This is a genomic window from Novosphingobium terrae (assembly GCF_017163935.1).
GTDB classification, from domain to species: domain Bacteria; phylum Pseudomonadota; class Alphaproteobacteria; order Sphingomonadales; family Sphingomonadaceae; genus Novosphingobium; species Novosphingobium terrae.
In genome coordinates this window covers 2,011,711-2,022,685 of the sequence record NZ_JABVZR010000001.1, presented here as the reverse complement: position 1 = coordinate 2,022,685, position 10,975 = coordinate 2,011,711, and the positions used below count along the sequence as shown (strand labels likewise).

At 65.2% G+C, this 10,975-nt stretch carries 14 protein-coding genes and 1 riboswitch; of the genes, 6 read left to right on the top strand and 8 right to left on the bottom strand.

What is annotated here, in order from left to right; all coding sequences use genetic code 11:
- Positions 1 to 4: 4 nt before the first annotated feature.
- Complete coding sequence (gene cobW / locus HGK27_RS09235; RefSeq protein ID WP_206240263.1) at positions 5 to 1,051, bottom strand: cobalamin biosynthesis protein CobW; 1,047 nt, start codon at positions 1,049 to 1,051, stop codon at positions 5 to 7.
- Between the two features lie 4 nt (positions 1,052 to 1,055).
- Positions 1,056 to 1,418, bottom strand: a complete 363-nt coding sequence (locus tag HGK27_RS09230; protein ID WP_241126976.1) for a DUF1636 family protein — start codon at positions 1,416 to 1,418, stop codon at positions 1,056 to 1,058.
- Between the two features lie 97 nt (positions 1,419 to 1,515).
- Positions 1,516 to 1,746: riboswitch (cobalamin riboswitch) on the bottom strand.
- 46 nt (positions 1,747 to 1,792) lie between these two features.
- Between HGK27_RS09230 and cobO the strand changes: the two genes are divergently transcribed.
- Positions 1,793 to 2,428: a cob(I)yrinic acid a,c-diamide adenosyltransferase gene (gene cobO / locus HGK27_RS09225; protein WP_206240261.1), complete on the top strand. Its 636-nt coding sequence runs from the start codon at positions 1,793 to 1,795 to the stop codon at positions 2,426 to 2,428.
- 7 nt (positions 2,429 to 2,435) lie between these two features.
- Positions 2,436 to 3,881, top strand: a complete 1,446-nt coding sequence (locus tag HGK27_RS09220) for a cobyric acid synthase (RefSeq protein WP_206240260.1) — start codon at positions 2,436 to 2,438, stop codon at positions 3,879 to 3,881.
- Between the two features lie 3 nt (positions 3,882 to 3,884).
- Here the strand turns inward: HGK27_RS09220 and bluB are convergent, their stop codons facing one another.
- The 4 genes from bluB to HGK27_RS09200 are packed head-to-tail and all read right to left on the bottom strand — an operon-like array spanning position 3,885 to position 7,038.
- Complete coding sequence (gene bluB, locus HGK27_RS09215) at positions 3,885 to 4,508, bottom strand: 5,6-dimethylbenzimidazole synthase (protein WP_206240259.1); 624 nt, start codon at positions 4,506 to 4,508, stop codon at positions 3,885 to 3,887.
- A gap of 7 nt (positions 4,509 to 4,515) precedes the next feature.
- A complete protein-coding gene (gene cobD / locus HGK27_RS09210) occupies positions 4,516 to 5,484 on the bottom strand; it encodes a threonine-phosphate decarboxylase CobD (RefSeq protein ID WP_206240258.1) in 969 nt (322 codons plus the stop codon).
- A complete protein-coding gene (gene cbiB / locus HGK27_RS09205) occupies positions 5,474 to 6,451 on the bottom strand; it encodes an adenosylcobinamide-phosphate synthase CbiB (RefSeq protein WP_241126973.1) in 978 nt (325 codons plus the stop codon). The genes cobD and cbiB overlap by 11 nt, the downstream gene beginning before the upstream one ends.
- The gene (locus tag HGK27_RS09200) at positions 6,448 to 7,038 is read right to left on the bottom strand and encodes a histidine phosphatase family protein (RefSeq protein WP_206240257.1); all 591 of its coding nucleotides are present in this window, start codon (positions 7,036 to 7,038) and stop codon (positions 6,448 to 6,450) included. Before HGK27_RS09200 ends, cbiB begins: the two co-directional genes overlap by 4 nt.
- Positions 7,039 to 7,121: 83 nt before the next feature.
- Here HGK27_RS09200 and cobU point away from each other — a divergent pair, with 83 nt between their 5' ends.
- Genes cobU through HGK27_RS09185 form a run of 3 tightly spaced genes read left to right on the top strand, consistent with a single transcriptional unit; the run spans position 7,122 to position 9,366 of the window.
- On the top strand, positions 7,122 to 7,619 hold the full coding sequence (cobU, locus tag HGK27_RS09195) for a bifunctional adenosylcobinamide kinase/adenosylcobinamide-phosphate guanylyltransferase (protein WP_206240256.1): 498 nt from the start codon (positions 7,122 to 7,124) through the stop codon (positions 7,617 to 7,619).
- The gene (cobT, locus tag HGK27_RS09190; RefSeq protein ID WP_206240255.1) at positions 7,619 to 8,620 is read left to right on the top strand and encodes a nicotinate-nucleotide--dimethylbenzimidazole phosphoribosyltransferase; all 1,002 of its coding nucleotides are present in this window, start codon (positions 7,619 to 7,621) and stop codon (positions 8,618 to 8,620) included. Before cobU ends, cobT begins: the two co-directional genes overlap by 1 nt.
- Positions 8,617 to 9,366, top strand: coding sequence for an adenosylcobinamide-GDP ribazoletransferase (locus HGK27_RS09185; protein ID WP_206240254.1), 750 nt, complete (start codon positions 8,617 to 8,619; stop codon positions 9,364 to 9,366). The genes cobT and HGK27_RS09185 overlap by 4 nt, the downstream gene beginning before the upstream one ends.
- A gap of 4 nt (positions 9,367 to 9,370) precedes the next feature.
- Here the strand turns inward: HGK27_RS09185 and map are convergent, their stop codons facing one another.
- Positions 9,371 to 10,129: a type I methionyl aminopeptidase gene (gene map, locus HGK27_RS09180; RefSeq protein WP_206240253.1), complete on the bottom strand. Its 759-nt coding sequence runs from the start codon at positions 10,127 to 10,129 to the stop codon at positions 9,371 to 9,373.
- Positions 10,130 to 10,131: 2 nt separating this feature from the next.
- A complete protein-coding gene (locus tag HGK27_RS09175) occupies positions 10,132 to 10,344 on the bottom strand; it encodes a ParD-like family protein (RefSeq protein ID WP_206240252.1) in 213 nt (70 codons plus the stop codon).
- 141 nt (positions 10,345 to 10,485) lie between these two features.
- Between HGK27_RS09175 and HGK27_RS09170 the strand changes: the two genes are divergently transcribed.
- The gene (locus HGK27_RS09170) at positions 10,486 to 10,830 is read left to right on the top strand and encodes a hypothetical protein (RefSeq protein WP_206240251.1); all 345 of its coding nucleotides are present in this window, start codon (positions 10,486 to 10,488) and stop codon (positions 10,828 to 10,830) included.
- The last annotated feature ends 145 nt before the right edge of the window (positions 10,831 to 10,975 follow it).

Here is a 10,975-nt window from a genome sequence, read left to right as displayed (position 1 = left end):
GGCGTTAGGCGGGGGCCAGCACCGTGTCCAGCACGGCACGGACGGCGGCAGGATCGAGGTGGTCATGCTCGGCGATCACCACCAGCTGGGTGACGCGCGGGCGCTGGCCCCAGGGCTGGTCGTACTGGTGGCGCACACGCTCGCCCACGGCCTGCACCAGCAGGCGCATCGGCTTGCCCTGCACCGCCACGAAGCCCTTCACGCGCAGGATCGCCTGCTCGCGGGCGAGGCGCTGGATGGCCTGCGTCAGGGCTTCGGGGTCGCTGACTTCGGGCAGGGTGATGATGGTGCTGTCGAAATCCTCGTGTTCGTGGTCGTCCTCGCCATCGTGGTGGCTGGGGCGGGCGGCCAGATCGTCCTCGGCAGCGGCGTTGAGGCCGAGGATCACGGCAGGATCGATCACGCCATCGGTGACGGGCAGCATGGGCAGCGGGCGCGGGGCCTCGGCGGCGATGACGGCGCGGGCGGCGTCCAGCGTGGCGGCGTCGACCAGATCGGCCTTGGTCAGCAGCACGATGTCGGCGCAGGCCAGCTGATCCTCGAACACTTCCGAGAGCGGGGTTTCATGGTCAAGACTGTCGTCAGCTGCACGCTGCGCGTCTACCGCCGCCACATCGGGGGCGAAGCGGCCAGCGGCCACAGCCTCGGCATCGGCCAGCGCGATCACGCCATCCACCGTGATGCGGCTGCGGATCGCGGGCCAGTCGAAGGCTTTTAGCAGCGGCTTGGGCAGCGCGAGGCCGGAGGTCTCGATCAGGATATGGTCGGGCTTCTGGGGCAGGGCCAGCAGCTTTTCGACCGTCGGGATGAAATCATCGGCCACGGTGCAGCAGATGCAGCCATTGGCCAGTTCGAGGATCGCGCTTTCGGGGCAGTTCTCGTCGGCGCAGGCCTTCAGGATTTCACCATCGACGCCCACCGTGCCAAACTCATTGACCAGCACCGCTAGGCGGCGTCCGCCCGGGTTCTGAAGCAGGTGACGGATCAGCGTGGTCTTGCCCGAGCCCAGAAAGCCGGTGACGATGGTGACGGGGATTTTTTCGAGCGACATGGGGTCAGACCTCCAGCGGGGGAATGCGGGCGATGGATTGCTTGCGGAAGATGATCGGGCGTTCGCGCCATGGCACGATGCCGTCGGGGCTCTGCGCATAGGCGCTGGCACCGGCGAGGATTTCGGGCACATCGGCGTCCGACAGGCGGCCATAGACATAGGTCCAGCTGCCGGGCCGGGTCAGCGCGATGGAGCAGCCATTGGTGCAGGCCGAAAGGCATTCGGTGGGGCGCACTTCAACATCGCCATCCGCATTGGCGGCAGTCAGCGCCTGCGCCAGCAGAGCGCCGGGCACGGTTTCGCCCTCGCCAAGCGTCTGGCCCGCGCGGCAGGTGGTGCAGACAAAAAGGACGGTATTCTGGCCCACGACGCTTCCATTCCCGAATGCGGGGCGCCTGCACAGACCATCGGGCATCGAACCTTATGCCCGACACCAGATCGACCGGCCACAGCGCACCCCGGCTGTCCGTATTCTCTTGCTGGCAGGTCTCCCGGCTGGCGGATCGGGGGCTGCTTCCAGCCCTGCGCCTGCTTCGCCTTCCCGAGCCTTGCGGCCAGTGGCATCGAAGCGGACTCATCCGTTGACGGTCGCGGGGGCGGCTGTGCTTGAGGCATTCGAAACGCCCTGTCACATTCCCTCTTCGCCTTGTGGTGGAGATGCTCCGCCGCAAGGAACCAACGCGGCGGGGATTGCGGGATTGCGGCGGGGCTGTCAAGGAATGCCGCGATCAGGAGAGTGCCATGACCGCCGACGCCACCACCCAGACGCCCGACGCCGACTTTGACCGCCACAACGCCAAGATGGCCAAGAAAAAGGCTTCTCGCGACAAGATCATGGCCAGCAAGCAGGGCGAAAAAGGGCTGGTGATCGTTCATACGGGGACAGGGAAGGGCAAGTCTTCTTCCGGTTTCGGCATGATCCTGCGCTGTATCGCGCATGGCATGCCCAGCGCGGTGGTGCAGTTCATCAAAGGCGCGTGGGACACCGGTGAGCGTCGTCTGATCGAGCAAAATTTCCCCGATCTGTGCCAATTCCACGCCATGGGCGAGGGCTTTACCTGGGAAACGCAGGACAAGGCTCGCGATATCGCCGCCGCGCGCAAGGGCTGGGAGAAGGCCAAGGAGCTGATCCGCAATCCCGAAATCCGCATGGTGCTGCTCGACGAAATCAACATCGCCCTGCGCTATGAGTATCTGCCGCTGGAGGAAGTGCTGACCTTCCTGCGCGAGGAAAAGCCCGAGATGACCCATGTGGTGCTGACGGGCCGCAATGCCGCGCCCGAGCTGATCGAGCAGGCCGATCTGGTCACCGAGATGACGCTGGTGAAGCACCCCTTCCGCGGCGGCATCAAGGCCCAGGCCGGGGTGGAATTCTAAGCCCTTTATGCCCGCGCTGATGATCCAGGGGACGGGGTCCAATGTCGGCAAGTCCCTGCTGGTGGCGGGGCTGTGCCGGGCGGCGCGTCGGCGAGGGCTAAGTGTTGCGCCTTTCAAGCCGCAGAACATGTCTAACAATGCTGCCGTGACCGCCGATGGTGGCGAGATCGGGCGGGCTCAGGCGTTACAGGCATTGGCCTGCGGGCTGGCGGCACATACCGATATGAACCCGGTGTTGCTCAAGCCTGAGACGGATGTCGGCAGTCAGGTGGTGGTGCAGGGCAAGCGCATCGCCACGGTGAAAGCGCGGGAGTATGCCGCTCTGAAGCCGCAACTGATGGCTCCGGTGCTGGAAAGCTTTCAGCGCCTGAAGGCCGCGCATGATCTGGTCATCGTGGAGGGCGCGGGCAGCCCGGCGGAGGTCAATCTGCGCGGCGGAGACATCGCCAATATGGGCTTTGCCTGCGCGGCACAGGTACCGGTGGTGCTGGCAGGCGATATCGACCGGGGCGGGGTGATTGCCCAGCTTATTGGCACGCAGGCCGTGTTGTCGCCAGGGGATGCGGCGATGGTCCGCGGCTTCCTCATCAACAAGTTTCGTGGCGATCCCTCGCTGTTCGACGATGGCTATCGGCTGATCGAGCAACGCACCGGCTGGCGTGGTTTTGGCGTGCTGCCGTGGTTCACTCAGGCCCATCTGCTGCCTGCCGAGGACGCGCTCGATCTGGGGCATGTCCCTTCGGGTGGACGGGTGAAGGTGGCGGCGCTGGCGCTTTCCCGCATCGCCAATTTCGATGATCTGGACCCGCTGGCTCAGGAGCCGGACATCGATCTCGTGATGATCCGCCCCGGCGAGGCGATCCCCGGCGATACGAAGCTGGTGATCTTGCCCGGCAGCAAAAGCACACGCGGCGATCTGGCGTTTCTGCGCGCTCAGGGCTGGGATGTGGATCTGGCGGCGCATGTGCGGCGCGGCGGGCATGTGCTGGGCATTTGCGGTGGCTATCAGATGCTTGGGCGCTCGATCAGCGATCCGCAAGGGCTGGAAGGCCCGGCCGGAGACATGCCCGGGCTGGGCCTGCTGGATGTGGAGACCACCATGCAGGGCGACAAGCATCTGACGCAGGTTCAGGCCATCCATCACGCCTCCGGGCTGGGCGTGGAAGGCTATGAAATCCATATCGGCGTCACCCAAGGCCCTGACCGGGCCAATCCCTTCGCCAGAATCGCGGGCCGCCCGGAGGGTGCCGTCTCTGCCGACGGGCGGATCATGGGCAGCTATCTCCACGGGCTTTTCGCTCAGGATGCCTTTCGTGCGCGTTTTATCGCGGGTCTGGGCGCGAAACCGTCCAACCTTGCCTATGGCGCGGGGGTGGAAGCCACTCTGGATGCCCTTGCCGATCATCTCGAAGCCCATGCCGATGTGACCGGGCTGCTGGCACTGGCGGAATAGAGTTTAACGCCGCAGCCATTCATGGCTGTGGTTTTCCTGCCAGCCCGCACGGTGCAGCAGCGGCGTGTCGTCGGTAAATTCCGGATGGCCGACGCAGAGATAAGCCGAAAAGGCCCAGTCCTCGGGAACCTCCAGCAAGCGCTCGATCGCCAGAGGGTCGAGGATGGAAACCATCCCCAGCCCCAGATTGTCCGCCCGTGCCGCCAGCCACAGCGTATGGATCGCCATCGCTGTCGAGGCCTGCAAGGTGGCGGGCATGCTGCTGCGGCCCAACCCATGGCCCTCTGCCGGATCGTTCACCGTGAACACGGCCAGTTGCAGCGGCGCCTTGTCCAGCCCCGCCAGCTTGAGGCGATTGTACTCGGACAGGCGCTCACCCTCATAGCCTTGCGCGGCCAGAGCATTACTCTCCAGAAAATTGTCATGGACGGCGTGGCGCAGCCCGGCATCCTCCACCCGGATCACCCGCCAGGGGCGCGCATTGCCCACAGATGGCGCCAGATCCATCGCCTGCTGCAAGCGCTCGATCTGAGCCTCATCCAGCGCATCCTCGCGGAAATGGCGCACGTCGCGACGCCAGCGCATGATGCGCTCCAGCGTGACGGCATCCTCCTTGGTGAAATCCATGCGTTTTCTATCGTTCGAGTGCGGCGGCAAGACGCAGCCACTCACACTCCATGCCCGGCAGACCCAGACGGATCAAGCGGGGAGACCAGGGAAAGATACGACTCCAGATGCGATGATCAGCCAGATGCTCCTGAGCAGCGGCGGCATCGGGCGTTTCATACAGGCGGAACAGATGCGTGCCGCCCGCCAGCGCCCAGCCATAAGCCTGCGCCATGGCATCGATGCGGGGCACCTCTTGCGACAGCCGCTCGGTGGTGGCCTGAGCCCATGCAGCATCGCCCAGCGCGGCGGCACCGATCTCCAGCGCGGGCCCCGCCACCGGCCAGGGACCGGCCATGGCCGTCAAACGCGCGATGATGGCCGCATCGCCAAGCGCAAAACCCAGCCGCACGCCCGCCAGCCCGAAGAACTTGCCGAAGGAGCGCAGCACCACCAGCCCGGGCTCCCCGGCATGGGGTGCCAGCGAGAGATCGGGCAGGGGATCGGCAAAGCTCTCATCCACCACCAGCAGGCCGACCTGTTTGCGCAAGGCCAGAAGGTCGGCGGGAGGGATCAGGCGGCCATCGGGGTTGTTGGGGTTGACCACGATGGCAATCGACGCCCCCACCAGCGCCGCCGGATCATCGACCGGCTCCACGGTGAAACCGGCGGTGCTGAAACAGGCGGCATGTTCATTGTACGTCGGCGAAAGGATACGCACCGTTCTGCCAGCCTCACCCAGCACCAGAGGCAGCATCTGGATCGCGGCCTGCGCGCCTGCCAGCGCCACCATGGGCGCCTGTGTGCGATAGGCCCGCGCGGCGGCCTGCAAAAGGCGATCGCGCGCATTGGCGGTGGGCAGAGCGGTCCATGCTTCGGGCGCAAGAGCAGGCACGGGGTATGGCACGCGGTTGATGCCGGTCGAGAGGTCGATCCAGTCATCGCCGCCGCGTTTGGCGCGGGCTCTGTCCAGATCGCCGCCATGGTCACGCTGCATAGGCTTGGAACTTCCACAAGGCGATCACGCAGGGCGTGGCCGCGCAGAGTGCTGCCAGCACCACAACACGGCGATAGAGTTTCAGCCCCGAAAGCAGATTGGCAGGCTGGGGATCGGGGGCTTTGCCATTGAGCCAGGCATCCTCGCTCGGCCCCTCGGCATAGAGGCGAGGGCCCGAGAGGCGAATGCCCAGGGCTCCGGCAAAGGCGGCCTCGGGCCAGCCGGCATTGGGCGAGCGATGGTTGCGCGCATCGGAGAGCATCACCCGCAGGGCGGTGGCGGGCCGATTGCTGGCCAGCACATAGAGCAGTCCCGTCAGCCGTGCGGGGACCCAGTTGGCGATATCGTCGATCTTTGCGGCGGTGCGGCCAAAGAACAGGTGGCGCGCGGTGCGATAGGCGATCATCGAATCCAGCGTGTTGATCGCCTTATAGGCCGCGATCCCGGGCAGCCCCAGCAGCACGCCCCAGAACAGCGGGGCAATCACGCCATCAGAGGTGTTTTCCGCCAGACTTTCGGCGGCAGCCCGCGTGATGGCGGCCTTGTCGAGCTTTTCAGGAGAGCGTCCGACGATCATCGAGACCGCTTTGCGCGCACGCAGCACATCTCCTGCGGCCAGAGGCTCGGCCACGGCGGCGACATGGTCATGCAGCGAGCGCGCCGCCAGCAGCGGCCAGGCCAGAATGCCGCCCACCACCGCGCCCGTCCAGTCACGCACCAGCAGCAGGGAGAGCGCCATGGCCACGCCTCCGGCCAGCAGGATGATGCCCAGCGCCAGCATGGTGCCTCTGGACTGGCGCGTGTCGTCATCCTCGCTTTCATCGTTCCAGTGCCGGTCGCCCAGAGCGATCAGGTGGCCCAGCCAGCTGACCGGATGGCCGATCAGGCGATAGAGGACCATCGGCCAGCCCAGCATGGCCTCCAGCGCCAGTCCGATCAGCATCTGCGCGGCATGCAGGGCCATCATGGGCAGGCTTTCTGATTGACGCCACCGATGGCCCATTGCTGGCCGCAAGGGATCAGCCGCGTGATCGACAAAGGATCGATGCTGAACGCCAGAGCAGGCCCCATGGTTCCCCCCATGGTTCCCAATGCCATGGCCAGAGCGGCGCGGATCGTGCCGGCATGGGCGATGATGGCGGTGCGGCCCGGCAGGGTGGCAATTTCTGTCAGCGCCGGGGCGAGACGCAGGCACAGATCGGCAAAGCTCTCGCCACCGGGTGGGGCAAGCAAGGCCAGCTCTGCAGGAGACAGAGCGCCTTGGTCGGGAATCTCCGCGAAGGGCAGGCCCTCCCATGCCCCGAAATCCTGTTCCCACAGGCGGGTATCTTCGGGCATCACGGTGTCTGCCCACATGGCCTGCGCCGTCTGGCGGCAACGCAGAGCGGGGCTGGTTATGACCTGATCCACCGGCCCCAGATGCGCGCGCAACGCCGCCACCGCCTGCCCATCGCCCAGATCGGCGGGCACGTCGCGCCGCCCTGCCAGTCGGCCCCCGTTCAGGGCGGGGGCATGGCGGATCAACAGCAATTCGTGAGCGGGCGCGGATGCCAAAAGGCATATCTCCTCTTGAGTTGGCGGTGCTTCTGGTTTCTGTGCAGGCGATTCGGCAAGCGATTGATGAAAGGCTGGGCCTTATGGCGCGGATAATTCTGGTGACCGGTGGCGCCCGCTCCGGTAAAAGCGCCATCGCGGAAGGCCATGCCCTGGGCTTTACCGGCCATGCCACCTATATCGCCACGGCTCAGGCTTTCGACGCGGAAATGGAGCAGCGTATCGCCGCCCATCAGGCGCGGCGCGGGGCCGAATGGAGCAATCTGCACGCCCCTTTCGATCTGGCCGAAGCCTTGCGAAACAGCGATCATGCGCCTTGTCTGGTCGATTGCCTTACGCTGTGGTTAACCAACATGATGCTGGCCGAACGTGATTGGCGAGAGCAAGGCTTGCTGGAGGCTTTGGGCGCCCGCACGTCTCCGGTGGTGCTGGTCACCAATGAGGTGGGCGGCGGCATCGTGCCCGATAATGCTCTGGCCCGCGCCTTTCGTGATGAGGCGGGCTTGCTCAACCAGCGCGTCGCGGCCATGGCCGATGAGGTCGTTCTGGCGGTCTGCGGACTGCCCATGAAGGTGAAGTGATGTTTTCCCATCTTGCCGAAGTTGCCGATTTCGCCCGTAATGCCCCCCGTTTCGACGAGGCTGCCGCTCAGGCCGCCCGCGTGCGGCAGAACAGCCTGACCAAGCCTCCCGGCTCGCTGGGGCGTCTGGAAGAGATCGCGGAATTTATGGCCGGTTGGCGCGGCACGGCGCGTCCGGTGATTAACCATGCTCAGGCGCTGGTGTTTGCGGGCAATCATGGGGTCTGCGTCCATGGCGTCAGCCCCTATCCCAGCGAGGTGACCGTGCAGATGGTCGCCAATTTCGAGCATGGCGGGGCGGCGATTAACCAATTGTGCCGGGCTTCGGGCGCCGATCTTTCGGTGATCGCCCTCGATCTGGACCGCCCGACCGCGGACTTCACCCAAGGTCCCGCCATGAGCGAGGCTGATACGCTGTCCGCCATGGCGCGGGGTGCGGAGGCGGTGAACCCAGCGGCGGATGTTCTGGTGCTGGGCGAGATGGGCATCGGCAACTCGACCATTGCTGCTGCACTGGCCTGCTCTCTGTTCGGCGGCGAACCGGCGGATTGGGTTGGCCCCGGCACCGGCGCTGACAGCGCAGGCATGCAACGCAAAGCTCAGGTGATCGCGCAAGGGTTGGCACGCCATGGCGATGCGCGGGGCATGCAGCGTCTGGCGGCGCTAGGCGGGCGCGAGCAGGCGGCAATCTGTGGCGCGGTGCTGGCAGCGCGCGCCAAGCGTATCCCGGTGATCCTCGACGGCTTTATCTGCACGGCGGCGGCGGCGGTGCTGCATGGCGTGTCGCCTGACCTGCTCGACCATTGCCTGATCGGCCATGCCAGTGCTGAGCCAGGCCATCGGCGCCTGCTCTCGGCGCTGAACAAGCGCGCGGTGCTGGAGTTCGATATGCGTCTGGGTGAGGGCTCTGGCGCCGCGCTGGCGCTGGGCATCGTGCGCGCGGCGCTGGAATGCCACAATGGCATGGCCACCTTCGGCGAGGCCGGGGTGAGCGAGGCGTGAGCCTTTTGCGCCGCCGCTGGTCCGAAGCGCAGGTGGCGCTGATGCTGCTGACGCGCCTGCCAGCCGGTCGGCTGCGCGGAGATGTGCCCACGCTGGCTCAGGCGGCATGGGCCTTTCCGCTGGCCGGGCTGGGGGGGGGGGCAATTGTCGGCGGCATCTTCGCCTTGGGGCAAGCGTTGGGCTGGCCTGCTTCAGTGGCGGCGGGCGTGGCTCTGGTGGCTGGACTGCTGGTCACGGGTGGGCTGCATGAGGACGGGCTGGGCGATGTTGCCGATGGCTTCGGCGGCGGCCAGACCCGTGAGCGCAAGCTAGAAATCATGAAGGACAGCCGCCTCGGCAGCTATGGCGCGATTGCTCTGGTGATGGCGCTGGGGCTGCGGTGGCTGCTGTTGGCGCAATTGGGCGATGTCTGGCGGATCGTGGCTATTGCCGTGGCCAGCCGCTCTTTGCTGGTGGGCGCTTTGGCGGTGATGCCGGTGGCGCGGGCCGATGGGCTGGGGCGTTCGGCCTCTGGTGTCGGTGCGGTACGGCTTGTGGTTGGGCTGGTGTTGGGAGGGCTGGCTCTGGTTGCCGGGCTGGAGTTTATGCCCGGTCTGATCGTCGGGCTGGTGATGACCGGCGCAGTGACTGCGACCGGCCTGATCGCATGGCGCCAGATCGGCGGGCAGACCGGCGATGTGCTGGGCACCATGCAGGTGGTGGGCGAAATTGCGGGCTGGCTGGCCCTGCTGTCGATACCCGCCTGAACCCTCATTGACCGTCAGCGCGCAGGGTCAGCACCTCGACGCCTGAACTCGTCACCGCCACGGTGTGCTCGAACTGGGCCGAGAGCTTGTTGTCTCTGGTCACCACCGTCCAGCCGTCGTCCTCGGTTTCGACCATGCGGCTGCCCTGATTAACCATGGGCTCGATGGTGAAGACCATGCCTTCCTTCAGCTTCTGACCCGTGCCCGGGCGGCCGTAGTTAAGGATATTGGGCTCCTCATGCATCTCGCGCCCGATGCCGTGGCCGCAATATTCGCGCACCACCGTATAGCCGTGCTTTTTGGCATGTCGCTCGATAGCATGGCCGATATCGCCCAGCGTGGCGCCGGGGCGAACCTGACGGATGCCTTGCCACATCGCCTCCTGCGCCACACGCACCAGACGGCGCGCGGCCGGGTTGACCTCGCCCACCATATAGGTCTTGCTGGAATCGGCGATAAAGCCGTTCTTTTCCAGCGTGATGTCGAGGTTTATGATGTCACCGTCGCGGATGATCGCCTCTTCGTCGGGCACGCCATGGCAGACCACATGGTTGATCGAGCAGTTCAGCACATATTTGAAGCCATATTGCCCCTTGCTGGCCGGGCGCGACTCCAGATCGACGGTGATAAAGTGTTCGACCAGATCGTTGACCTCCATGGTGGAGCGACCCGCCAGATCCAGCGTATCGAGCATCTCGAAAACGCGGGCCAGCAGGCGGCCAGAGATCCGCATCAGCGCCAATTCTTCCGCAGTCTTGACCATGGTCAGGCCGCCACTGCATCCGGGGAGGGCAGAGTGATGTTTGCCTGTTCCAACTGGATCTTGACGATGTCCTGAAACGTGAGGGTAGGGTGGGCCTCCGCCAGCATCCCCATCTTCATCCAGAATTCCGCCTGCGCATTGATCGAGCGGCACATCACCGCGCTGGCGCGGCGGATGTCCTCGTGAAGCTGGTCGTCGATCTTGACTATGCCCATGGGGGCCTCCGGTTGCTATAATATGTGGAACATATACGTTTCGTATATTCGCGTCAATCTGGCGGGCCAGCGCATCGGCTGATCGCGGGCAGATTGACAGGCCTCACGCCCGCCATGAGCCTTGCTTTCAAAGGGGATGCCATGATCGACAATGCCCATACGCCGCGCCTGTCTGACCTGAGACTCTCCGACCTGACCCTGGGCTCGGTCTGCCGGATCGGGATCACGCTGAGCAGTTGTTTCTGGCTTCCGGCCTCGGTGCTGATGGGGCTGGCTGTGGCAAGCGGGGTGCTGCCCGATCTTGGAGCAGGGGCCAATCAATCGGGGCTGATTGGCTTTGCCAGCGGTTTTCTGCAAGGGATTGGCTGTTCGATCGCCAATGACGTCGTCGTGGTGCTGGGCGCGCTGGGCTTTTCTGTGATGCGCGGCTTCGGAGCTGGGCCAAATGTCGTATTGAGACAGAAAACGCCTGAAAAAGCGGCGTGAAACGCGGGATGCTGCGCCGCACAAAGGGGCTTGCGGCCCAGGCTCATCTGTGAAAGGATTATCGGGTTCGTTAGTGCGATGACGCCTGACGGAGTTTCCGCCCTGCAAAGGGCCTGATTGACGATATGGCAACGACGCCATCGAT

Coding starts and splice junctions, on each gene's coding strand:
- cobW (WP_206240263.1), bottom strand. CDS start 1,051: ATGTCGCTCGAAAAAATCCCCGTCACCATCGTCACCGGCTTTCTGGGC.
- cobO (WP_206240261.1), top strand. CDS start 1,793: ATGACCGCCGACGCCACCACCCAGACGCCCGACGCCGACTTTGACCGC.
- HGK27_RS09220 (WP_206240260.1), top strand. CDS start 2,436: ATGCCCGCGCTGATGATCCAGGGGACGGGGTCCAATGTCGGCAAGTCC.
- bluB (WP_206240259.1), bottom strand. CDS start 4,508: ATGGATTTCACCAAGGAGGATGCCGTCACGCTGGAGCGCATCATGCGC.
- cobD (WP_206240258.1), bottom strand. CDS start 5,484: ATGCAGCGTGACCATGGCGGCGATCTGGACAGAGCCCGCGCCAAACGC.
- cbiB (WP_241126973.1), bottom strand. CDS start 6,451: ATGATGGCCCTGCATGCCGCGCAGATGCTGATCGGACTGGCGCTGGAG.
- cobU (WP_206240256.1), top strand. CDS start 7,122: ATGGCGCGGATAATTCTGGTGACCGGTGGCGCCCGCTCCGGTAAAAGC.
- cobT (WP_206240255.1), top strand. CDS start 7,619: ATGTTTTCCCATCTTGCCGAAGTTGCCGATTTCGCCCGTAATGCCCCC.
- map (WP_206240253.1), bottom strand. CDS start 10,129: ATGGTCAAGACTGCGGAAGAATTGGCGCTGATGCGGATCTCTGGCCGC.
- HGK27_RS09175 (WP_206240252.1), bottom strand. CDS start 10,344: ATGGGCATAGTCAAGATCGACGACCAGCTTCACGAGGACATCCGCCGC.
- HGK27_RS09170 (WP_206240251.1), top strand. CDS start 10,486: ATGATCGACAATGCCCATACGCCGCGCCTGTCTGACCTGAGACTCTCC.